At 32.9% G+C, this 23,648-nt stretch carries 26 protein-coding genes and 1 pseudogene; 22 read left to right on the forward strand and 5 right to left on the reverse strand.

Annotated elements, in window-relative coordinates:
- Nucleotides 1-231 precede the first annotated feature (231 nt).
- Entirely contained in the window at nt 232-894 is a 663-nt protein-coding gene (locus tag ACSBO6_RS09095) for a hypothetical protein (protein ID WP_498844513.1), read from the forward strand.
- Between the two features lie 413 nt (nt 895-1,307).
- On the opposite strand, the gene ACSBO6_RS09100 is transcribed toward ACSBO6_RS09095, so the two are convergent.
- Complete coding sequence (locus ACSBO6_RS09100; RefSeq protein WP_098848039.1) at nt 1,308-1,910, reverse strand: LysE/ArgO family amino acid transporter; 603 nt, start codon at nt 1,908-1,910, stop codon at nt 1,308-1,310.
- Between the two features lie 98 nt (nt 1,911-2,008).
- Between ACSBO6_RS09100 and ACSBO6_RS09105 the strand changes: the two genes are divergently transcribed.
- Nucleotides 2,009-3,430, forward strand: coding sequence for an aminotransferase-like domain-containing protein (locus ACSBO6_RS09105; RefSeq protein WP_098848042.1), 1,422 nt, complete (start codon nt 2,009-2,011; stop codon nt 3,428-3,430).
- A 162-nt stretch (nt 3,431-3,592) separates the two neighbouring features.
- Here ACSBO6_RS09105 and ACSBO6_RS09110 read toward each other — a convergent pair whose 3' ends face one another.
- Complete coding sequence (locus tag ACSBO6_RS09110) at nt 3,593-4,798, reverse strand: cytochrome P450 (protein ID WP_098848045.1); 1,206 nt, start codon at nt 4,796-4,798, stop codon at nt 3,593-3,595.
- Nucleotides 4,799-5,058: 260 nt separating this feature from the next.
- On the opposite strand from ACSBO6_RS09110, the gene ACSBO6_RS09115 reads away from it, so the two are divergent.
- Both ACSBO6_RS09115 and ACSBO6_RS09120 read left to right on the forward strand, forming a co-directional pair.
- Nucleotides 5,059-5,613 (forward strand): GNAT family N-acetyltransferase, encoded by a 555-nt coding sequence (locus tag ACSBO6_RS09115; protein ID WP_098848048.1) that lies wholly within the window; start codon nt 5,059-5,061, stop codon nt 5,611-5,613.
- Between the two features lie 58 nt (nt 5,614-5,671).
- On the forward strand, nt 5,672-6,328 hold the full coding sequence (locus ACSBO6_RS09120) for an HAD family hydrolase (RefSeq protein WP_098848051.1): 657 nt from the start codon (nt 5,672-5,674) through the stop codon (nt 6,326-6,328).
- Between the two features lie 47 nt (nt 6,329-6,375).
- On the opposite strand, the gene ACSBO6_RS09125 is transcribed toward ACSBO6_RS09120, so the two are convergent.
- Nucleotides 6,376-7,890: an MDR family MFS transporter gene (locus ACSBO6_RS09125; protein WP_498844514.1), complete on the reverse strand. Its 1,515-nt coding sequence runs from the start codon at nt 7,888-7,890 to the stop codon at nt 6,376-6,378.
- A gap of 369 nt (nt 7,891-8,259) precedes the next feature.
- On the opposite strand from ACSBO6_RS09125, the gene ACSBO6_RS09130 reads away from it, so the two are divergent.
- From ACSBO6_RS09130 to ACSBO6_RS09140, 3 genes are all read left to right on the forward strand, one after another.
- Nucleotides 8,260-8,481, forward strand: coding sequence for an AbrB/MazE/SpoVT family DNA-binding domain-containing protein (locus ACSBO6_RS09130; protein ID WP_098848056.1), 222 nt, complete (start codon nt 8,260-8,262; stop codon nt 8,479-8,481).
- A 77-nt stretch (nt 8,482-8,558) separates the two neighbouring features.
- Nucleotides 8,559-8,753: a DUF6199 family natural product biosynthesis protein gene (locus ACSBO6_RS09135; protein WP_098848058.1), complete on the forward strand. Its 195-nt coding sequence runs from the start codon at nt 8,559-8,561 to the stop codon at nt 8,751-8,753.
- A 243-nt stretch (nt 8,754-8,996) separates the two neighbouring features.
- The gene (locus ACSBO6_RS09140) at nt 8,997-9,173 is read left to right on the forward strand and encodes a hypothetical protein (RefSeq protein ID WP_180233008.1); all 177 of its coding nucleotides are present in this window, start codon (nt 8,997-8,999) and stop codon (nt 9,171-9,173) included.
- A 178-nt stretch (nt 9,174-9,351) separates the two neighbouring features.
- Here ACSBO6_RS09140 and ACSBO6_RS09145 read toward each other — a convergent pair whose 3' ends face one another.
- Together ACSBO6_RS09145 and ACSBO6_RS09150 are read right to left on the reverse strand one after the other, a co-directional pair.
- Nucleotides 9,352-9,519, reverse strand: coding sequence for a DUF3934 domain-containing protein (locus ACSBO6_RS09145; RefSeq protein ID WP_098848060.1), 168 nt, complete (start codon nt 9,517-9,519; stop codon nt 9,352-9,354).
- A gap of 220 nt (nt 9,520-9,739) precedes the next feature.
- Nucleotides 9,740-10,660 (reverse strand): DMT family transporter, encoded by a 921-nt coding sequence (locus tag ACSBO6_RS09150; protein ID WP_498844515.1) that lies wholly within the window; start codon nt 10,658-10,660, stop codon nt 9,740-9,742.
- A gap of 229 nt (nt 10,661-10,889) precedes the next feature.
- Here ACSBO6_RS09150 and ACSBO6_RS09155 point away from each other — a divergent pair, with 229 nt between their 5' ends.
- The 15 genes and pseudogenes from ACSBO6_RS09155 (at nt 10,890) to ACSBO6_RS09225 (ending at nt 23,634) form a co-directional block, all read left to right on the forward strand.
- On the forward strand, nt 10,890-11,372 hold the full coding sequence (locus tag ACSBO6_RS09155) for an Lrp/AsnC family transcriptional regulator (protein ID WP_098848063.1): 483 nt from the start codon (nt 10,890-10,892) through the stop codon (nt 11,370-11,372).
- A 91-nt stretch (nt 11,373-11,463) separates the two neighbouring features.
- Nucleotides 11,464-11,784 (forward strand): helix-turn-helix domain-containing protein, encoded by a 321-nt coding sequence (locus tag ACSBO6_RS09160; protein ID WP_098848065.1) that lies wholly within the window; start codon nt 11,464-11,466, stop codon nt 11,782-11,784.
- 298 nt (nt 11,785-12,082) lie between these two features.
- Complete coding sequence (locus tag ACSBO6_RS09165; RefSeq protein ID WP_498844516.1) at nt 12,083-13,348, forward strand: S1C family serine protease; 1,266 nt, start codon at nt 12,083-12,085, stop codon at nt 13,346-13,348.
- A 332-nt stretch (nt 13,349-13,680) separates the two neighbouring features.
- Complete coding sequence (locus ACSBO6_RS09170) at nt 13,681-14,454, forward strand: SDR family oxidoreductase (RefSeq protein ID WP_098848069.1); 774 nt, start codon at nt 13,681-13,683, stop codon at nt 14,452-14,454.
- Between the two features lie 19 nt (nt 14,455-14,473).
- Complete coding sequence (locus ACSBO6_RS09175; RefSeq protein WP_498844517.1) at nt 14,474-15,223, forward strand: 2-phosphosulfolactate phosphatase; 750 nt, start codon at nt 14,474-14,476, stop codon at nt 15,221-15,223.
- Between the two features lie 63 nt (nt 15,224-15,286).
- Nucleotides 15,287-16,525 (forward strand): acyl-CoA dehydrogenase, encoded by a 1,239-nt coding sequence (locus ACSBO6_RS09180; RefSeq protein WP_098848073.1) that lies wholly within the window; start codon nt 15,287-15,289, stop codon nt 16,523-16,525.
- 92 nt (nt 16,526-16,617) lie between these two features.
- A complete protein-coding gene (locus ACSBO6_RS09185; protein WP_498844518.1) occupies nt 16,618-17,187 on the forward strand; it encodes a TetR-type transcription factor C-terminal domain-containing protein in 570 nt (189 codons plus the stop codon).
- A 79-nt stretch (nt 17,188-17,266) separates the two neighbouring features.
- Nucleotides 17,267-17,668, forward strand: coding sequence for an acyl-CoA thioesterase (locus tag ACSBO6_RS09190; protein ID WP_498844519.1), 402 nt, complete (start codon nt 17,267-17,269; stop codon nt 17,666-17,668).
- Nucleotides 17,669-17,699: 31 nt separating this feature from the next.
- Nucleotides 17,700-18,767, forward strand: coding sequence for a phosphotransferase family protein (locus ACSBO6_RS09195; RefSeq protein WP_098848079.1), 1,068 nt, complete (start codon nt 17,700-17,702; stop codon nt 18,765-18,767).
- A 54-nt stretch (nt 18,768-18,821) separates the two neighbouring features.
- Nucleotides 18,822-19,802 (forward strand): annotated as a pseudogene (locus ACSBO6_RS09200) (quinone oxidoreductase family protein).
- 51 nt (nt 19,803-19,853) lie between these two features.
- Nucleotides 19,854-21,032 carry an acyl-CoA dehydrogenase family protein gene (locus ACSBO6_RS09205; RefSeq protein WP_498844520.1) on the forward strand — a complete coding sequence of 393 codons (1,179 nt, stop codon included), beginning with the start codon at nt 19,854-19,856 and terminating at the stop codon, nt 21,030-21,032.
- Nucleotides 21,033-21,050: 18 nt separating this feature from the next.
- Entirely contained in the window at nt 21,051-21,809 is a 759-nt protein-coding gene (fabG, locus tag ACSBO6_RS09210; protein WP_498844521.1) for a 3-oxoacyl-ACP reductase FabG, read from the forward strand.
- 17 nt (nt 21,810-21,826) lie between these two features.
- On the forward strand, nt 21,827-22,276 hold the full coding sequence (locus ACSBO6_RS09215; RefSeq protein WP_498844522.1) for a MaoC family dehydratase N-terminal domain-containing protein: 450 nt from the start codon (nt 21,827-21,829) through the stop codon (nt 22,274-22,276).
- Nucleotides 22,273-22,677 (forward strand): MaoC/PaaZ C-terminal domain-containing protein, encoded by a 405-nt coding sequence (locus tag ACSBO6_RS09220; protein WP_498844523.1) that lies wholly within the window; start codon nt 22,273-22,275, stop codon nt 22,675-22,677. The genes ACSBO6_RS09215 and ACSBO6_RS09220 overlap by 4 nt, the downstream gene beginning before the upstream one ends.
- Nucleotides 22,678-22,812: 135 nt before the next feature.
- Complete coding sequence (locus ACSBO6_RS09225) at nt 22,813-23,634, forward strand: hypothetical protein (RefSeq protein ID WP_498844524.1); 822 nt, start codon at nt 22,813-22,815, stop codon at nt 23,632-23,634.
- The last annotated feature ends 14 nt before the right edge of the window (nt 23,635-23,648 follow it).

The following is a 23,648-nucleotide window of genomic DNA, read 5'->3' on the forward strand; positions in this document are numbered from 1 at the left end:
GTTACAGCGGCAATATTAGTGGTATTGTCCCGCATGAAGATATTGAAGAAGACATCGTTACTTTTGTAGATTTTGTGAATTTTTTAACATGTGTCTATAATGATAATGGAACAGATTTGGAAGGATTGTTGGTTGGATATAAAGAAATAAAATCTTCATTTTTTAGATTAATAGATTCAAAAGTATTAGATACTAACAACCAAGCCATACAAATGAAAGGAATCATATCTAATGAAAAAAATAACTAAAGTTTTTTTATTACTATTTTTAATTGTTTTTTTCTTATATATGTATAAAGCGATCACTACGCCTAAACCAATTGGTTACTATGCTGGGGAGGATGAGAAAAAACTGTCTTATAACGGAGTAAATTATTTGTACATTACTTCCGAAGTTAATGAGCAAATAGGTAATAAATTAGGAATAATTGTTAATGAATATAACTACCAAAAAAAGTGGATTAACTTCGATCTATATAATTTGTTTTCAGTGAAAGATGAGGCATACAGACTAAGCGAATATGGAGAAAAAGACTATTTAGTTATTAAATCAAATCCAATCATGGAAAGCATTACAAGTCTTTATGTTAGTGTAGAACAAAAAAGTTTACCTATACAGTTTATCCCTAAATTAACTTTTGCTGAAGAGAACAAATTACCTATTCTAACTAATGATTACTTTTTAGTAGGCTCTATTAGAGATGAAAATCTAATTGGAAATAAATTAGCTGCAGTTGAAATAGAAAATAAAAGTATGAATATTTTGTCTATCAAAGAAAGTGTGAAAGATGAATGGATAGCCTTAAAAAATGGTGATAAATATGATGTTTATTCAAAGAAAAGAGATTTGCTAACGAGTATTCCTACTAAACTATATTTGGAGTTGGAAATATAGGTGTATAATATCTATGATTTGATATGACACCAATTTTACTCCAATAGGGGAATGGTACAATGGGTGTTCAGAATCCGGCTGCAAAGTTTGGCAGCTAAAAATTTTCCGGGAGGTGTAATACAATGGCTAAAGTAGCTCGTGCTCTTTCAACTTATATTAGGGGCTTTTTTATTTTGTCCAAAAAAGGAGGTGATTAAAGAAAAAATCAAAAACGGTGATGAATTTTACTCCATTTTGTAAGAATTGAAGAAACTTACTAACATAATCTATTAACAATTATTTATCAATTGCTGTAAAAAGGTTCAAACAATTATCAATAGCAAGGAATAATTGATGAAGGGACATATGTCTAAATTGGTGATAGAACATATGTAGAGGATAATCATCATTCAATTATCCCCCCCTTATGTACATTAAATTAATCCAATTAAAAGATAAATAGCAGTTCCCCAAATAAACAAGGCGGAGCATTTGTTGAATATGTTCATTAAGCCTCCTGTATTGTCTACCTTCTTCATGACTGAGCCTGCGAATGTTAATCCAAAAAACCAAATCCAAGATACTATAATACATGCGATCGTAAAGTAAACTTGTTCCCATCCGACATATTTTAATGCACTTGTTCCAATTACTCCTACAGTATCTAAGATTGCATGGGGATTTAATAAGGAAACTGATAATGCAAAAATGATTTGTTGCCTACTAGGTAATGCACTGTTCGATTCAATTGCTGCTGGTTTAGACATCCAAATAACATACCCCATGTAAACTAAAAACAAAATACCAGCAATCATCAGACTAATTTTTAGCCATTCAAATTGTAGTACGATTGTGGAAAGTCCAAAAACAGCTAAAAGAATTAAAAAAGTATCACAGATCGAAGCAGTAAGAGTCGCAGGAAGCGCTCGAATTAGTTTGGGCTGTGTGGCACCTTGTGAAAATACAAATACATTTTGTACCCCTAAAGGTAAAATAAGTCCGAATGCTAGGACTAGACCATGAATAATGGCTTCCATCTAATCAACTCCCTTTCAATTACTATCTTACTATGATAAAACTAAAAGAAAACAACCAATTGGATGGTTTTATATCCACCCAATTTAGGGGGAGTTAGATGAAATGGAAACTAAATCGTGATTCTCATTTGACACTTCAAGACCAAATTGTAGATTGGATAAAATCTCGTATTGAACGAGGTGATTGGTCTGTTGGCACAAAGATTCCATCACAGCGGCATCTAGCATCGCAATTTGATGTGAACCGCAGTACTGTACAACTTGCACTTGATGAATTAAGGGCAGATGGTTTGATCGAATCAAAAATGGGTTCAGGGGTATTTGTAGCAAATAATTCTTGGAATGTATTATTGAAAAAATATCAACCAAATTGGCACAGACATATTGAATCAAGTATTCATAAACCAAACTTCCATACGATTCAACTCATAAATGAATATGAGCAGATGGATCATATCATACGGCTTGGTACAGGTGAATTATCACCAGATTTACTACCAACTAAACAAATAGAAGATTCGTTAAGAAAGATTTCACTTGATTCCAAAGCAATTGGCTATTCATCTCCGCAAGGGAGTGAAAAGCTCCGAAAAATTTTATGTAATTATTTAAAAAAACGTGGTATTGAATCAACACCAGAGAACATTTTAATTGTTTCGGGTGCACTTCAAGCACTTCAATTGATTGCTGTTGGATTATTAGAAGAGGGATCCATTTTATTCCATGAACCCTTTTCGTATTTAAATTCAGTACATCCCTTTCAATCTAATGGAATGCAAATGATTTCAATTTCAAGGGAATGTCAATTAAAAGATAATTTACGGGCGCATAAAGGAAGGAGGCAATCTTTATTCTACTGCGTTCCAACACTTAACAATCCAACAGGTTATAATTGGTCATTGGAAGAAAAGCAATATCTTTTTAATACATGCAAGGAGCTACAAATTCCGATTATTGAAGATGATGTGTATCATGAATTGCTTTTTGAATCAACTCTACCAGCTATAAAATCGTTTGATAAATCAGGACAAGTTCTTTATATAGGGAGTGTTTCAAAAACACTTAGTCCAGGATTAAGAATTGGTTGGGTTGTTGCACCTTCACCTGTAATTGAACGATTAGCTGATATAAAAATGCAAACAGATTATGGTTCAAGTGCCTTTTCACAAGAAATCGTATCTCACTGGATCTCAAGCGGTCTATACGAAAAGCATCTTATAAACCTCCGAGAACAATTACAAAGAAGAGCACTATTCGTAGAAGAAATTTTAGAAAAGAAATACACAAAAATAGCTTCATGGAAAAAGTCTGAAGGTGGTTTCTACATATGGCTCAAGTTTCATAAACCGATTGTAAATAAGTCTTTCTTTTTAAAATTACTTAAAGAAAATATATTGATTAATCCAGGGTATATTTACGAACCAAGAGATTTATACCATATTCGTCTTTCGTATGCCTATGCATCATTGGAAGAGTTAAAAAAGGGGTTAACTATTTTACTACAAATAAGTCAACTGTAATTATTTAGAGGTAGATATGTTTTGTATCTGGAAGTGTTGATAATAAAAAACGATTTCAAACTATGAGAAAGAGCACCGAGATCTCGATGCTCTTTTTTGTTATGCTGTTACTCAAATTAATAAAAAATTTTCTCTTTGAAACTAGCTGAATTTGATCGAACTTTACTGAACACTTGCCTGAATCTTTAAGCTTTCAAACCCACGAAATGCAACATTTTTACGTCGAGTCGGTTCTTCAATTAAAACTGGATTAACTAAATGTTTAATCAGTTTTTCAATTGCAATTTGCCCTTCTAGTCTAGCAAGAGGGGCACCTAAGCAAAAATGTGGACCAGATGAAAATGATAAATGTTTAATAATTTTTCGAGTGATATCAAATGTTTCAGGATTATTAGTGACTGCTGGATCGTAGTTGGCTCCACCTAATGAAACCATAAAGTAATCACCTTTTTTGATCGAATTTCCAAAGAATTTAAAGTCTTCTCTAGCCCATCTCGAAGTAAAAATAACAGGTGATTCATATCTTAATATTTCTTCAATAGCTGAAGGAATTAATGTTAAATCATTTTTTAATAGCTCCAATGCTTCAGGATGTTTTAATAATAAATAATATCCATTCGTGATTAAATTAACAGTAGTTTCATGGCCAGCTATTAGTAAAAGAAGACAACTTGCGATCATTTCATCTTCACTTAATTTATCTCCAGATTCCTCTGCTACGATTAAATGGCTGATTAAATCCTCTTTAGGTTCAATTCTTCTTTTAGATATAAGATTTCTGAAATAATTAGAAGCATCAAGAATATCCTTTGACACTAATTCTAAATCCTTCATAGTCGTATTAAAATCTATAAATTTTATAAATGCTTCTGACCAATTGCGAAATAAATCGCGATCTTCTTTAGGAACACCTAAAAGGTCCGTTATGACAAAGACAGGTAGTAAATATGAGAAATCACTTATGAGTTCGTGGGTAAATTTTCCCTTCATATTTGCGATAATATGATCAGCAATTTCATTTACCGTAACCCGTAAATTTTCAACCATTCTTGGAGAAAAAGCTTTGTTCACAAGATTTCTTAGTCTTGTATGATCAGGAGCATCTCGAAATAACATCATTTTTCGATTTATTGCAATTGCGGGCATAACACTTTCAGGTATTTGTTCAGGTGGAGCGACTTTTGTTTCTTCTTTTATAAAACGGGGGTCTTTTAGCATGACTTCTGCTTCTCTATAGCCTGTTACTAGCCAACCGGTTCTTTGAAATAGCTCTGTGTAAAGCACAGGACTAATTTTTCTTGCGGTACTAAAAAATGAGTATGGGTCTTTGTAAAAATGCTGTGGATTCATTTTTAACTGATTATTCATGTAACTGTTCTCCCTTATAAATGAAATGAGTCTATTTATTTCTATTTCTGTGAAAAAGGATTATTACCAAATTTTGGATGGTATAAAAAAAGAATACTTATCCACTGAATGATTTTCATGAGGAATTAGGTATAAATGAATAATAAATAAATCAAATGAAAATTAAGAAGATTAAATCATGATTTATGGTAAAATAAGGTACTTCAAGTATACAAACTAGGTTTATGAGATTATTCGACGTGTAAGAAAGGGGTAATTTGATGGACTTTCCAATTTTAGAAACAGAAAGATTATCATTAATGCAAATTACACAAAAAAATGTTGATGAGGTTTTTTCCATTTTTTCAAATAAAGAGTTAATGAAATTCTATGGTATGGACCCCTTTACTGAAAAAGATCAAGCTGTTAAAATGATCGATTCATTTCAAACTAGATTTGAAAATCAACAAGGAATGCGTTTTGGAATAGTAGAAAAAGAATCCAAAAAATTAATCGGAACAATTGGATTAAATAATTTAGTTTTACATGCTAGAAGAACGGAAATTGGTTATGATTTATTACCTGAATATTGGAGAAAGGGATATATGTCAGAAGCAATTAAGGAAATTACATCATATTGCTTTAATCAACTAGGATTATATCGAATTGGAGCTATTATTTTTCCAGATAATACAGCTTCATCGACATTAGTTGAGAAGTTACGGTTTCGAAAAGAAGGATTACTTAGAGGCTATTTAGTTCAAGGAGACCAGTCATATGATTTAAACGTATTTTCACTTATTAAACCTGATTGGGAAAAATTAAACGAACAATAATAAATTGAAATATTCATAATATAGTAAAATAGTCCAATGAAGGAAAGGGAGAAATAGAATGATTAAAGCTGTAATTTTTGATTTTGATGGTCTAATTGTCGATACTGAGTCTGTTTGGTTCGAAGCATATAAGGAAGTACTACAACGATATGAAGTGGGGTTAACTTTTCAAAAGTTTTCAGAAGTTGTAGGAACAAGTGATGAAATTTTATTCGATTTTATTAATTCAAATTTAAAAGAACCAATTGAAAAAGAACTGATCGAAGAAATGGCTAAAGAGTTAGTTGATGAGAAACTACTCGAGCCTGCACTTCGAGAAAGTGTAGAAGATTATTTAGTTTCAGCAAAAAATGCAGGATTAAAAATAGCGCTGGCTTCTAGCTCATCAAGAGAATGGGTAGAGGGCTTCTTAAAAAAATTAAATATTTACGAATACTTCTCAGTCATTAAGACGAAAGATGATGTGAAGAATGTAAAACCAGACCCGGAGTTATATTTAAAAGCAATTGAGGCAATTGGTGTTCAAGCTAAAGAAGCTATCGCATTTGAAGATTCGTTGAATGGATTAATCGCTGCAACAAAAGCAGGATTACACTGTGTAATCGTTCCGAATCAAGTTACATCACATTTAGAGTTTGAGAATCATAGTTTAAGATTATCATCTATGGCAGAAAAATCTTTAGAAGATGTAATTAAGCATATAATAAACAAGTAATATAAATTAAAAAACCATTCCACAAAAAGACGGAATGGTTTTTTTCGTTAAATAGAATTTACTTCCTTTACTTCACTTGCTTCATCTTTCTTTATTAAAATTTCCTTTTTCAGACCCCAACAAATTAAAAATGTTAAGATGGCAAGCACAAAAGATACCCAATATAAATCTTGGAATGCATGTGTAAAGACTGTTTTTACTTTTTCAAGTAAGTTAGGATCAAGATTAGGTGGAATCATACCATTTTCTACATTTTTTAATTGTAGTAATTGATCCATCGTAAGACTTCCAGCTAATGACTTCATCCCTGATGTAATTTTCGTAGCTAATAGAGAACCAAATAAACTAAAGCCAATTGTCATACCAATGGATTGAAATAACATAACGGAAGATTGAGCAATCCCAACATTATCCTTTTCAACTGATTCTTGAACAATTAATGCATTGTTAAATAATGCACCAAATCCAAGGCCAAGAATGATGAAATAAATAACGAATGTAAAAATTGATGTGTGAGCAGAAATATTTGTAAGTAAATAGAAACCGACTATTGGAATGATAAATGAAATACCGTAAATATTTCGATAAGGGAATTTATTCATTACTCGACCAGCAATTATACTTGCACCCATTGCTCCAACCATAATTGGTAAATTTAAATAACCAGATTCAGTAGGTGTTAAACCGAGTACATTTTGCGAGAAGAATGGGAAAGATGAAAGTGACCCCATGATCGCAAGTACAAATACAAATACTAGTGCCGAAATGACAACGAAATTTCTATTTTTAAATAAGTGCAATGGGATAATAGGTTCTTTTGCTTTTGACTCTACAAAAATAAATAAACCTAGTAAAATAGTTCCTAAAATTAGTAAACCAATCATTTTAGGATCACTCCATGCATACCCTTCTGTTTGATGAAGTACAGGAGTCAGCAGATAACTTATTAACATAGTAACTAGTAAAATCCCACCAAACCAATCTATATGAATCTTTTTGTCTACTTTCGTTTCATTTAATCCTATTGCTAATAAAATTGCAGCTAAAACTCCAACTGGAATATTGACTAAGAAGATCCAGTGCCATGAAATATGCTGTACAAAATAACCTCCGATAAGCGGTCCAAGTAGTTGAGGTATAAACATGACAGCTCCGAAAATACCTTGAAGCTTAGCACGTTGTTCAACAGGGAAACTATCTCCAAAAATGACCATCGCAAGCGGCATTAACCCACCTGCACCAATCCCTTGAATCCCACGACCGATTAAAAGAACTTCCATAGATTGGGCTGTACCACTAATAATCGATCCAGCCATAAATAATCCCATACTAAATAAATATATTTTTTTCCTACCATATAAATCCGCGAGCTTGCCGAGTATTGCCATAAAGGAGGTCATCGAAAGCATATAAACCCCACCGACCCAGCCGTAAAGCGCTAAACCACCCAAATCCCTAATAATTGTTGGCATAGCTGTTGCAACGACCGTCTCGTCTAGCTCTGAGAAGATGACTCCAATCATTAGTCCTATTAATATAAGAGTCTTGTTATTTTCTTTCATCCTTAACCTCCCTAGGAACTTTCATGTATTATTCAATTGATTCATTGAATACGAGAAAAGAAGAACATTATAGACGAAAACCAAACTACAAGTAAATCCATTTTTTCTACTACCTTAATTTATTCTTTACTTCGTTTAAAAATCCTTTAGGTAGTATCGATCTTATTTGTAGTTGTTTGAAAAGCGGGTGATGCGTGGAAAACTTTAGAATATGGTCCACTTTTAAACCCTGCTCTTCAACCTTAAAAAAGTTTAAAAGCGGATTAAAGGTGAAAAAATACCTATTCGAATTTTAATAGGAAATGGTAAAATATAGTAAATAACATAAGGCATTTAAATTACATAATTACAAAAAGGTAGGTGGGATTCATGGAAAGAAAGATAGTGAAAATTGGAAACTCATTAGGTATAATTCTTCCTGCTACAATCATTAAGGAACTGGGTGTTTCACAAAAGGATACTGTTGAGCTTGAATATAATTCGGAATTAAAAACTCTTACTATAAGTAGTAGTAACTCAGTAGCACCCAATTACTTTGAGCAAGAAATTAAGAGTACTGTAGAAAATTATCTTAAAGAAAAAGGATTATAAAGTTTTGATAAGTGTATAAGAGTAATAGAATATTTAATGCGGAACAACTTCAAAAACTATTTTGGAGGGTATCTTATATGTTTATAGGAATATTACTTATTTTATTTGGATTTTTTCTAATAGTGGCACCTGAAGCATTTTGGGTTGTTACAGAAAGTTGGAAATCCGATGGTGCAACAGAACCATCTTCTTTTTATAAATGGAGTACACGATTTGGAGGAACAATGTGCGTTTTAGTTGGTGCTACTAGTATCATCGCGCCAATGTTATAATCTAAATTCATGTGTGAAGTTATTCGATACCTTTTTTATACATAAAAAGGATAAAAATAGCAGTTGAGATGAATTCCATATGGGAATTAGTCTGTCACTTACTTTTCTATGAAAAGAGTACTTTATAAAGGAATATTACTATTTTGAAATTCCTTTTTTATTGAATGAACGCTTGCGACTGTTTAATGAAGGATTTAAGATAATGAAAATATTGTAGATTGAGTTTGAAAAGGAGAGCGTAAAATGAATCATATGAGTCTAATCATTACGTTAGCACAATTAATAATTCTATTTGCAGTAGTGTATATCTTGATTAAGATTGTTAAAAAAATAAGCTTATTTGCAACAAAAAATTTGTTTGTTTCAAATAAAAAAATTGAAGAATTAGAGCAAAGAATAAGTAATTTAGAGAAAAAATAGATCAATAGGGAATTATAAAAGGGTCCTAAGGTTTACTCAAATGGACAACCTTTTTTAGAGCCAAAAATAAAAAAACCTTATTCTAAAAAAGAAAAAGGTTACTATTTAACGTGGTTCGTGGTAAAGAAAATGGTTATAGCCCAAATAAAATGAAGATAAAAATAACTATTAATTATGATTAAACATTTGAATTATTATTAGTTGTTTTGGAACTGCCATTTTTTTTAGTACCTTTGCTAACATATGGCTTCGCGTTTTTTGCTTTCTTTGCACTCGCTTGCCACCTATTCCAACCCTTCTTATCTGTACCTCTACCTGTACCGCCTTTAGCTTTAGCTTTACTCATATAAACACCTCATACTTATTATACACTAAGTATCATACAGTTTTTAGCGTTTGTTTTAGTAGAAGGGAAAAGTCTGTTCTGAGTATAAAATATTAAACGAAAGAATGTTGTTAAATCAACATTCTTTCGTTTTGTTTTTTTAAATTTCATGGCTGAAATCTACCTTTTGGACGGCCTTTTATTTAATATTTGTTCATTTAACTAAAGCAAGTTTGACTCTTTAAGCTGGAGCCTTTATTGTTTCTCTTTTCATTTGATTGTTTTTCATTCCATTTGTTTTAAAGTAAGTGAATAAGAAACTACCTAATATAACGATTATGCTGCCAATTCCTTGAACCCATGTCATTTTTTCATTTAATATGAAAAACGCTAAAATAGCTGTGAATATTGGATTGAAATTTAGGAAAATACCTGCTGAAGTTGCTCCGACTTTTTGGACCCCAATATTCCAAAAGAGCATACATAAGACTGTTGAAATAATCCCCGTATATAAAATTGAGAAGATAAATGAGCCATTTATATTTACAAATGTAAAATTTGAGAGATTAAAAGGTATGATTGCAACAAGCCCAAATATTCCTGAGTATAGTGTAGACAGCATAGGTGATACAAGTTTCGTTGCCCATCTACTACATACTGAATAGATTCCCCATATGCATACGGCAATGACCATCCATAAATCACCTATATTAAACTTCATTGAAAATAATAGATTCATATCTCCTTTTGAAAGCACAAGAATTACCCCAAAGAAGGAAATAATCATCGAGAAAATTTGTAAAAAGTTCATTCTTTCTTTTAAAAATAAAGATGAAAATAACGCAATGGAGATTGTATTTAAGGTTGAAATTAATCCAACATTCGTTGCAGATGTCTTTTCTAATGCCATAAATTGAAAAAGATTAAAAAGGACAACACCTGTTACTCCCATCACGATTAATGGAAGAATAGCTTTTGGCGGAGGTAAAATTTTCTTTTCTTTCCACCATACGATTGGTAATAATATGATAACTGCGATTCCCCATCTTAGAGTAGTCAACGTCATTGGAGAAGCATGACCAACAAGTGATTTTCCAACGACAAAATTTCCTCCCCATAAAAAACTTGTTAATAATAACAACAGTATATATAAGATTGGCATATCTAAACCCCCTAATCACTGTTCATTTAAGGTGAAAAAAGACTATACACAGTGATTTCTTACTATTTTTAAAATAGTTTAACACAATTGTATGTTTTACCGTATAATATTTTGTATATTAGAATAAATACGAAATAAAATTAATTAATGGTATCGTTTTATGGAATATAATTCACTTTATATGTTGAATCCAAAGCGTTTTCCGAATTATTGAAAGGGAGTAGTTAAAGTGGAATTTCAAGGAAATAAAGTATTAGATGAAGTAGATCTTAAAATTTTAGATAAGTTACAAAAACAAAGCCAAATAAGCAATACAGAACTAGCTAGACATGTGAACTTGTCACCACCAGCTACACATGCGAGAGTTAAACGATTAGAAAATGAAGGCTATATCGATCGTCAAGTGGCAATCTTAAATCAAGAAAAGCTAGGATTTGACTTACTTTGTTTTATTTTTATCAATACAAATATCCATCAAGCTGAACAATTAGAAGTGTTAGAGAAAGAATTAAAATCCATGCCTGAAGTATTAGAGTGCCACTTATTAACAGGAGAGTACGACTATTTATTAAAAGTAGCGAACAGGGAACGGAAGGAATTAGAGAACTTTATTCGTAAACTTAATCAGCTTGGAATTACAAGAATTCAAACAAGTTTAGCTTTAAGAGAAATTAAATATTCTACTGTTTTGCCAATTTGTGAAGAAGAATAATAGTTTGTATCGATGATTGTGATTTAGAGAAAAATTTTTGAAAAAAGGTTAATGTGTACCTATGTTGAATTAAACTAACAGAGGTGATCATATGAAAAATTATGTAATAGCTATATCGATATTTCTTTTAGGAATATGCATTGTGATTGGAAGTTGGATGATTTCTAGAGGGTTGAAAACAGAAGTTTCAGCCAAGCAAGCTGTACAACATCAATTATTAACTCAGTCGGAATTAGTTGAATATCTAGGATTAAGTAAGGAAGAAATTCAAAAACTAACAGAGTTATCTAATGGAGACGGTAGTTATACGAGTGAACTCCCTCACATAAAAATTGGATATGAATTTTACTATCCTAAATCAGCAATCGATAAATGGTTATTAAATGTGCAAGTAACAACAATTCCTAATTAATGTATGTTGAATAGAGATGAAGTTATTGCTGAAGTAACTTGGAATTAACATTCAATATTCCGTGCAATAATAGAAGAGTATAAGCTGCTTATCTGCGGCTTTTTTTATTGCATTAAAGATAAAGTTAAAGAATATATATAATAAAATCGAGTTTATTTAAAGATTGAACTTAATAGTTAAAGAAATGATTTATGTGCCAATATTTAAAAGGGCTGTTTTTTTTATGTCATTTTTTTGCTTTGTATGTACTCTCGATTGGGAGATAAACGTAAGCAAAACAAATGAAAGGGTGTTTGGAATGAAAAAAAAGGCATTCGTGACCATTCCACTTTGTATTGTATTGGCGATCTTAATTGCTACATCGTTTGTGCTCATTTCAACGAAACCATCTACCCCTTACATACTCAAACCTCAACAATTAGCTGAAACGACAAAGCCTGCGGTTGTTCGAATTGTTGATTATGCGATTGTAAAGTGGACGATTACTTTAGAGGATGAACGCGTAACGAGGGTGTTGAAGAAATGGGATTATAAGACCGAACTTGACGGTTTTGGGTCAGGGGCTATTATTAATTCGGACGGTTATATCGTAACAAACGCTCATGTTCTCATTTATTCTCATCAATTGAGCGATCATGATATTGTTTCTGAGGCATTTTCAGTTCTTGTGGATGATGTTGCAATGGAAAATAATTGGACACACAAATCGACAGATGCGTACTTAAAAAAGTATATTAGTTACGAAATCTTACAAAAAGGCGTCGATGTATACTTACCAACTGTAGATGATCCTATAAGCGCGGTCGTCAAAAGTTATCAGCAGCCTACCGATCATGGAAAAGATGTAGCTCTTTTAAAAATCGATGGTTCTAACTACCCTACGATTCCACTTGGAAATAGTGATTCTATTCAAGATCAAGACAATATTTGGGTGATTGGCTACCCGGCTGCGGCAGATTCTAGATTGCTTTCCATGCATAGTTATGTTATTCCGACGATGAATAAGGGGCAAATCTCAGCTATATCAAAAACAACATTAACTGGTAGTCCGGTCCTTCAAATCAATGCAGCATCTACCCATGGAAATAGTGGCGGACCCATCATCAATAATAAAGGACAATTGATTGGCTTACTCACATTCCGAGGAAATACGGTAAATGATCAAGAAGTGCAAGGATTTCATTTTGCGGTACCTGTGAACACTTTGAAAAAAGTTGTAAGTAAAGCAGACGTTAAAGATACAAATGGCCAAACTGATAAATTATTCAAAGAAGGGTTAACTTTCTACTGGGCCGGCTATTACAAAAATGCACTGTCAAAATTCGAAGCAGTCCAACAAATCTATCCGAACCACCCAGAAGTAAAACGATACATCTATGAATCTAAACAAAAAGTTGGTTTAAGCAAAACACTTTGGGCTGAACACAAAACAAGTTTTTATATACAAGATGTTATCGCCAGTTTACTAATCCTCATTCTTCTTCTTTACACTTTCACGTTTAATAGTGAAAATAAATCAAATACCTCATCTAAAACACCATCACCTGATAATGGATCCGATTAAACTAAAAGATTATAAAACATGAAATTGAATAAAGTGCTTCATAATGAATGAAACGGCTCCAATTTGTTTTTCATGGGTTGCAATTGGCATGAATGAGTTGGATAAAAGATAATACTAAAAACCAATTGTAGAGCTACAAACAAATGGAGCCGTATAGTAATGGTTATGAGTCTTGATGAAAAGTAACATTAAAAGCTAAATAACACTTAATATTGAAAATTCAGAATTTTTCTTGTATTATCTAATTAGCTAACATACCGACTGGTTAGTATGTAGTTTTGAGCTATAATAGGGGGCTTTTGAAATTTATACTAATTTTAGGAGGAAATAAAATGCACGTTAAAGAGTTATTTGATTTAACCGGGAAAGTAGCAATTATAACTGGTGGTGGACGAGGTCTTGGTGAACAAATTGCGAAAGGATTTGCTGAAGCGGGAGCAAATGTTGTACTTTGTTCTCGAAATGTAGAAGCATGCCAGGAAATCAGTGAAGAATTGAAAAATCTAGGTGTAGAATCTTTCGCGTTGAAGTGTGATGTTACAAACAAAGAGGATGTGCAAAGAGTAGTTAATGAAACAAAAGAGAAATTTGGCCGAATTGATATATTAGTAAACAATAGTGGTGCTTCTTGGGGAGCACCAGCTGAAGAGATGCCATTAGAGGCATGGAATAAAGTAATGAATGTGAATGTAACTGGTACGTTTTTAATGTCTCAAGCAGTAGGGAAAATCATGTTAGCACAAAAATCCGGAAAAATCATCAATATTGCATCAATTGCTGGTTTAGTAGGGACGAATCCAAACGTAATGAATGCAGTTGGTTATAGTGCAAGTAAAGGTGCAGTGATCAGTTTTACAAAAGATTTAGCTGCGAAATGGGGTCCGAGTGGTATTTATGTTAATGCATTAGCTCCTGGATTTTTTCCGACAAAAATGTCTAAAGATGTTATTTCCCACGGAACGGATCAAATAATAGAATCGATACCGCTTAAGAAATTTGGAAATGAAAACGAGTTAAAAGGTGCGGCATTATTTTTAGCAGCGCCGGCTTCAAATTATGTGACTGGGTCTGTTCTAGTTGTCGATGGTGGAACATCAATCGTTTAATCAAAAAGGAGTTTTGTAAATGGGTAAACTTCATCTTTTGATGAAAAAAGAAGAAATAGATGTTCAAAAATTAAACGATGAAAAAATAGTAGTCGTTTTTGATGTATTACTTGCTACTTCAACAATTACAGCTGCATTAGCGTTTGACGCTAAAGAGGTCATACCTGTTATGAATCGACAAGAGGCAGTTCTTTTCACAAATAAAAATTTGGATAAAGAATATTTATTAATAGGGGAATATGAAGGAAATACAATTGAAGGTTTTCGATCTCCTAATCCATTAACTTTAAAGAAAGTTGTTTCAAATCAGTCAATTGTCTTATCAACAACGAATGGAACAGTAGCGTTAAAAAATTCTCAAAATGCAAAGAGAGTATACGCCGCATCAATTTTAAATGCATGCGCAGTTGCAAATCACTTAAGACAAAACTACAAAGAAGAGTCTGTTATTTTAGTCTGTTCAGGGTCGTCAGGACATTTTAATATGGAAGACTTTTATGGTGCAGGTTATTTTATTGAGTGCTTAGTAAATGAATCATGTCTTTTCGATTTATCTGAAGCAGCTAAATCTGCACATTATTTTTACTTAGGATTGAAAGAAAAATGTAATGAGATTTTAGCGGAATCGAATGTTGGTAAAATGTTATTCCGTTATGGATTTGAAGAGGAATTAAAATTTGTTTGTAGTAAAAGTATGTTTAATGTTGTACCAATATTTGTAGATGGTAAAAGCGTAGTGAATGTCAATCTTTCAAAGGAAACTATTTAAATAGTGTACTATTAAACTCTTAAACTTGATTGATAAAAAACAGGGTGTGAAAGGGATGATTGAATGGATTTTTTCTATTCGCAAAAAAGTAAAGAGCTTCAATTAAAATTAACGAAATTTATGGAAAACTATATTTATCCTAATGAACGGATATACGAGCAACAGTTAAATGCACAAGAAACTAGGTGGTGTAATATACCTCCGATTATGGAAGAATTAAAACAAAAAGCAAAACAAGCGGGTTTATGGAATTTATTTTTATCTGAAAGTGACTTAGGAGCAGGGTTAACGAATTTAGAATATGCTCCATTATGCGAAATTATGGGACGATCTTTGATTGGACCAGAAGTGTTTAATTGTAGTGCACCAGATACAGGGAATATGGAAGTTTTAGAGAGATATGGTACGAAAGAGCAAAAAGAAAAATGGTTAGAACCACTTTTAAATGGTGAAATTCGTTCTTGCTTTTCAATGACCGAACCTGAGGTCGCTTCTTCTGATGCGACAAATATTGAAGCGAGTATCAAAAAAGATGGTGATTATTATATTATTAATGGTCGAAAATGGTGGTCATCAGGAGCCGGTGATCCTAGATGCAAAATTGCAATATTTATGGGCAAAACGAATCCGGACGCACCTAAATATGAACAGCAATCTATGATTCTAGTCCCTTTAAATACACCTGGTGTAAAAATCGAGCGGGTATTACCTGTTTTCGGTTATGATCATGCACCGCATGGACATGCAGAAATTACATTTACAAATGTAAAAGTTCCTGCAAGCAATATTTTATGGGGAGAAGGAAAAGGGTTTGCGATTGCACAAGGTAGACTAGGTCCAGGTCGCATCCACCATTGTATGAGATTGATCGGTGCTGCCGAACGGGCACTCGAAGAAATGTGTAAGCGTGTTCAAACGCGAGAAACATTTGGTAAGCCGATTGCAAATCAAGGCGTAGTTCAAGATTGGATTGCTAATTCAAGAATCGAAATTGAGCAAGCTAGATTACTAACCTTAAAAGCTGCATATATGATGGATACTGTTGGTAATAAAGAAGCGAAAGCAGAAATTGCAATGATAAAAGTCGTCGCGCCATCAATGGCTTTAAGAGTAATTGATCGAGCTATTCAAGCCTTTGGTGCTGCTGGTGTTTCTGATGATTATACATTAGCTGCTCAATGGGCAAATGCCAGAACGCTAAGATTAGCTGATGGTCCTGATGAAGTACATCGAGCACAATTAGCCAGATTAGAATTAAAAAAACATGCTGTAGAAAAAAACTTCTCATCAATAAAAAGTTAATTTAAATGAAATGATAGATTGAGGTTATGATCAAAACATCCCTTGTATCATGATATAATTCTACTTAATTTTTAAGATTGCGAGGATTTCTTATGAAACAAAAAATAAAAGCACATTCTATACAGCTATTTGATAAAAAAGGATTTACGAGTACATCCATTCAAGATATCGTCGAATCAATCGGTGTTACAAAAGGGACTTTTTATTATTATTATACAAGCAAAGAACAGCTTCTTATGGAAATTCACCTTCAATTTATTGAGGAATTATTAAATGAACAGGAAGAAGTTATTAATGATTCAAGGAAAAGCTTTTCAGATAAGCTATTTGAAGTGATTTATTTAAGCTTAATGGACATCAAAAAGCAAGGTCCAAGCGCCAAAGTATTTTATCGTGAAATGAGACATTTAAGTCCTGAAAGCTTAACAGAAATTAAGGCAAAAAGAGATGTATACAGATTTAATATTGAGAAACTTCTTTATGAAGGAATTAAAAATGGTGATGTAAGATCAGATTTAGACGTACCAATTGTTTCATTCGGTATTTTAGGTGTTATGAACTGGAGCTATGAATGGTATAACGCTGAAGGGGAAAAAAATGCACTTGAAATAGCGAAGTCATTCCAAGAAATGATCTTAAAAGGGATTAAAGTAGAGGAGTAATTATTTGTCTCCTTTTCCTTTACATACCGACTAGTTAGTATTGAAAAATACAAAATAATCGATAAAGGTAGGTTGATTTATGGAAAAATTCACCGTTACACCTAGATTTTGTGAAACCGATGCATTAGGACATATAAACAATACTAGTTACTTTATCTATTTAGAAGAAGCGCGAATTAAATTCTTCCAATCTCTTGGTTATTCAATGAATTTAGATGATTGGAAGTTTATTCTAGCATCTACAAAATGCGATTTTGTGAATCAAGGTCACTTTAATCAAAAAATGACAGTCTCTACTTATATTTCAAAAATTGGAAATAAAAGCTTTCATCTCGAACATGAAATTTGTTGTGAAGAGACAAATCAATTAATCGCAACCGGTAATGCGATCATCGTATTTTTTAATTTCAAAGAGCAGCGTAGTGAAGTACTTCCTGAGTTATTTAGAGAGCAGTTAGAAAGACATTTAGTTGTAAAATAAACTGAATTTTCTAATAGGAAGAAGGGCTAATATGGCTGAAAAATTAGAATTAGAAACGATACAAGTTCGTAAAGGTGAAGAGTTAAATCTTCAAGTTTTACATAGATTTTTAGCAAAAAACATTGAAGGTCTTCCAGATGGAGAATTAGAAATCCGCCAGTTCTCAGCTGGTCATTCAAACTTAACCTATTTACTAAAAATTGGTGAATGGGAAGTTGTGTTAAGAAGGCCGCCACTCGGTCCAGTTGCTCCAAAAGCACACGATATGAAAAGAGAATTTCGTATTTTATCAGAAATTCATCCTCACTTTTCGGCTGCACCTAAACCAATTTTATATTCAGAAAATGAACTAATTGTAGGTAGTCCATTTTTCATCATGGAAAGAAAAAATGGTGAAGTATTTGATTCTTCATTTCCTCCATATTTAAATGTAACAATTGAAGATTGTAAAAGATTATCTACTGTAATGGTAACTAAGCTGGTAGAATTACACTCCATTGATTATACAAAAACAAAACTCCTAGAAATAACGAAACCTGAAAATTTTATGGAAAGACAAGTAAACGGTTGGATTGGACGGTATAACAGGGCAAAGACTAGTGAAATTGCCGAGGTTGATCAGCTAATGCGTTGGTTAATCAATCATGTTCCAATAAATCATCAGTCATCAATCATACATTATGATTTTAAATTGAATAATTCGATGTTTAGTCTCGATTTAAAAGAAATGATTGGACTATTTGATTGGGAAATGGCAACAATTGGTGATCCATTAGCTGATTTAGGTGTAGCTTTATGCTATTGGATTCAAAATGATGATCCTGATTTATTAAAATTTGGCTTAGGTAAGCCACCTGTTACGATTCAAGAAGGATTTATGACAAGAAATCAATTTATTGAGGCATATGCAAAGAAAAGTGGGAGAGATTTATCAAACATTCATTACTATATGGCTTTCGCCTATTTTAAATTAGCGGTAATCGTTCAACAAATCTTCTATCGATTTAAAGCTGGACAAACAAATGATCAGCGTTTTGCAAAGTTTGACCAATTTGCTGAAAATCTGATTAGAATTGCCAATCATGTAGCAGTTAAATAGATTCATATGAAAGAGATTTTTATTCGTAAATAAAAAACTGAAAGGAAGTTAATAATGCAATCAATTCAATTTAAGCAATTTGGTGGTCCTGAAGTATTAGAAGAGGTAGAACTCGAAAGACCAGTACCTAAGGGGAATGAAGTATTAATTGAAGTATATGCAGCAGGTGTCAATTATGCTGATACTGCACGAAGAGAAAATCAGTATATAGTCAAAACTACTTTACCATATATACCTGGTGCTGAAGTTGCTGGAGTTGTTGTGTGAATTGGAGATGAGGTTACTTCAGTTAAAATTGGTGATCGAGTTGTTTCAATGTTGGAATGTGGTGGTTACTCACAGTTTGCATTGACGAATGAGCGGTCGATTATTCATTTACCAAACGAAATGGATTTTAAAATAGCTGCCGCACTACCTGTCCAAGGATTAAGCGCGTATCATATTTTAAAAACGATGGGCATGTTAGAACCAGGTGAAACCGTTTTAGTTCATGCAGCAGCAGGTGGGCTTGGTACATTAGCGGTGCAATTAGCAAAGCTTTTTGGAGCCGGTAAAGTAATCGCTACAGCAAGTACAGGCAAAAAATTACAACTAGCAAAAGAGATGGGAGCCGATGTATTAATCAATTATACAGAAGTAGGCTGGGAACAAAAAGTACTAGAAGCTACAAATGGAAAAGGTGTAGATGTTGCCTTAGAGATGGCAGGTGGCGATGTTTTTTATAAAACGTTAGATTGTTTAGCTTATTTCGGAAGATTAGTTATTTATGGTGTAGCAAGTGGTGAGCAAAGTAAGTTTTACCCATCTTCATTAATGGCAAAAAATCAATCAGTAATTGGTTTTTTCTTACCGCCTCTTTTGAGAAAAAAGGCATTAATTAAACAAAGCTTAGAAGAGTTATTTACTTATTTAGCTGAAGGAAAATTAAAAATCACGATTGGCGAGGTATTTCCATTAAGTGAAGCTGCCAATGTCCATACGTTATTGCAATCAAGGAAAACTGTTGGAAAAGTGATTTTAGAGCCTAGAAAGTAATGAATTTTTGATATGATAAACGGTGATTCAGATGAAACGGGGGAAATTTAAATGCATTTACGCCTGACTGACGAACAAAAAATGATTCAAAAAACAATTCGAAAATTTGTTGAAAAAGAATTAATCCCTTTAGAAAATGAAGTACTTAGAAATGAGCGTGAAGGTAGACCAAGCTTAGATCCTAAAGTTGAAAAGGAACTTCAATTAAAAGCAAAAAAAGCTGGTTTCTGGGGCATTAATACACCTACTGAATATGGTGGTGCAGATTTAGGCCAAATGATGTTAGCAATTATTTATATGGAAATTTCAAAAACATTCGTTCCTTTTAAATTTGGTGGTTACGCGGATAATATTTTATTTTATTGTAACGAAGAACAGAAAAAGAAATACCTGATTCCTACAATAAATGGTGAGAAAAAATCATGCTTTGCGATGACGGAACCTAATGCGGGCTCTGATACTCAAAACATTAAAATGACCGCTGTAAAGGATGGGGATGAATGGGTATTAAATGGTGAGAAAACATTTATTACAGGCGGAAACGAAGCGGATTTTGTAATGGTCATTGCCATTACGGATAGAGAAAGACATCAAAAAACTGGTGGAAGAGAGGGTGTAACTTGTTTTATAGTCGACCGGGAAATGGGTTGGAAATCTGAATTTATCCATACGATGGGCGAATGGGGACCAGCTGGTTTAGTATTTGATAATGTCCGTGTGCCAAAAGAGAATATTTTAGGAGAATTAAATGGTGGCTATAATTTAGGACTTGAATGGATTGGATTTGCAAGATGGATTGTAGGGGCTACGGCAGTTGGAGCAGCTGAACGCTTATTACAAATGGCCATTGACTATTCAAAAGAAAGAGAAACATTTGGAAAACCAATTGCCCAACGACAAGCTATACAATGGCAAATAGCGGATTCTGCTGTTGAAATAGAAGCAGCCAAATGGCTCGTGTTAAATGCAGCATATACACTCGATCAAGGAGAGGACAATAGGCATTTAGCATCAATGGCGAAATTATATGGTTCGAATATGGGAAATCGAGTTGTTGACCGCGTACTTCAAATTCATGGTGGAATCGGTTATACAAAAGAACTACCAATTGAAAGATGGTACCGTGAAGCAAGATTGTGGAGAATTTACGATGGAACTGATGAAATCCAACGTTTAATCATCTCACGTAATTTACTAAAAGGGCATGTTAAATTAGGTCAATACATTTAAAAGATGGGAGAGAAGAATATGTCAGGAAGATTTGAAGGTCGAGTAGCCTTTGTAACAGGCGGTAGTCGAGGAATCGGAAAAGGAATCGTAGAATTATTTGCAAAAGAAGGTGCAAAAGTAGCCATTATTGATGTGAATGAAGAAGCACTATCACAAACTGCTTCAGAATTTAAAGAGTATGAAATATATACTAGAGTTGCAAACGTTACTAATTCTAATGAAGTTGAAACTGCTATGAAAGAAGTACATGATACATTTGGTTCAATAGATATTGTTGTCAATAATGCAGGTGTTATTCGCGATAATTTATTATTTAAAATGACAGACTCAGATTGGGATACAGTTATGGATGTACACTTGAAAGGTTCATTTAATGTCGTACGTGCTGCACAAGGTTATATGGTTAAACAAAAATATGGAAGAATCATTAATATTTCATCAACATCAGCACTTGGAAACCGTGGACAATCAAACTATGCAACTGCAAAGGCTGGTTTACAAGGTTTAACGAAAACCCTTGCAATTGAACTAGGTAAATACGGAATCACATCTAACGCTGTGGCACCAGGGTTTATCGAAACTGAAATGACAAAAGAAACAGCAAAACGAATTGGTATTACGTTTGAACAACTTGTTGAGGCAAGTTTAAGCCAAATCCCAGCCGGAAGAACAGGTAAACCAGAGGATATAGCAAATGCAGTGGCTTTCTTTGCAGATGAGAAGTCTTCCTATGTAAATGGGCAAGTTTTATATGTTGCTGGTGGACCTAAAGCATAAAAAAAGAGGTGAATTCAATGTTTAAATCGTTTATTGGAAAACGCTCTAAATCCGTAAAAAATACTGTAGAACGTGGTGCTGTGAAAAAATTTGCTGAAGCAATTGGAGATTTACATCCAATTTATGTTGATGAAGAATACGGAAAACAATCTAGATATGGACAAAATATTGCTCCGACTACTTTTCCAAGAGTATTTGACTATGGGAAAATCGAAAATTTCAACTTACCGAATGTTGGATTAATTCATGGTGAGCAAACATTTGAATATAAAAGGCCACTTTTCGTAGGTGAAACCATTAATTGTTACACAGAAATTAAGGACTATTATGAAAAACGTGGTGGACATGGCTTTATGGGATTTCTAGTACTGTCTGATAACGGTGAAGATCAAGCAGGTAATATAATATTTACTACTAAATCAGTTGTGATCATAACTGAAGAGGTTAGGAAGGTGCTAACGGTATGACGGTAATATTAGATTTACAAGCTGGAGACTCGTTGAAACCAGTTGTTCTTGACCCAGTATCTCGGATTGATTTAATAAAATACGCAGGAGCATCAGGTGATTATAATCCAATTCATACCATTGATGAGGAAGCAAAGAAAGCTGGTTTACCTGGAATAATTGCACATGGCATGTGGACTATGGGGAATTTAGCAAAGCTTTTTTCAGATTATTTAGAAGTCGGATTTATTGAACATTACTCGATTAGATTTAAGAATATGGTATTTCTAAATGATGTCATTACATTAAATTCAACTCTTCATAAAATTGATGAAAACAATCTACATTTTAAAGTAAATGCAAAGAATCAAAACGATGTAACAGTGATAACTGGTAAAATTTTATTTAAATTATATGAATGAGACTAAATCGAATTGGGACTTCTAAAAGGAGTCCCTTTTGTATTTTACAACTTCATAATGTTAATTTTACATTAAATAGGATTTGGATAAAGAGGATTTACACATAATATTAAAAAAAGAAATAGGTGAGGAAAAATGGATCTTTCATTTGATAAATTATTAGAGCAGTTTGATTTGAAAAAAAATGAACATCAAAAAAATATGCATAAGGTCAACAAAAGAATAGATGAAATAGAGTCCCATATGGAAGAAATTAAAAAGCAATTACATAGTTTTGACCATCAAATTGTTAATATAGAAAAAGAATTAAAAACTACACTATCAATGATTAAAAGTGAAAATGAAACAAGCTCACTTCAAAATAAAGATAATGGACATCACCATAAAAACGAGAATAAAGAACATCAAAAGCAAAACAGACATCAAAAGCAGCACATAGGTCATGAACACCAACAAGATCATCTTAATTGGGCTGAAAATTTAATCCATAATGTGGAGGAATTTTCAGCAAGTATATTCGAACCTAACCATAAAGGTGATAAAGAGCATCATACGCACAAAGAGCATCAACATCAAGATGAACAGCAAGAACACGGTCATGTCGAGGAAAAACAGCATAACTCAAGAGTAGCTAATAGGAAAAAGTTTAATAATCAAACTTCAGATCTAAATCAGTATACTGCAAGTACATTGGACGAAAGTCAATCTAGCGGCATAGTAAATGAATTAACTAGCATGAATCAAAAAAATTATTCAGAAATATCATCTGTTTTTTCAAATCATAAGGAAGAACAACATCAAAATTACAATCATACAAACGTCACTAATGAAAAGAAAACATCTGAACAATTATTAGAAACGGATTTTTCTGATTTATCAATAGATGACTGGGAGGACACTACTACTAACTTATCGATGTCTGAATGGTTTGAAATTGATCCTACTGATAAGAGATAAATTCGGTTGATTAT

The sequence above is a fragment of the Bacillus sp. AL-1R genome, assembly GCF_052180195.1.
In the GTDB taxonomy this organism is placed as follows: Bacteria; Bacillota; Bacilli; order Bacillales; family Bacillaceae_G; genus Gottfriedia.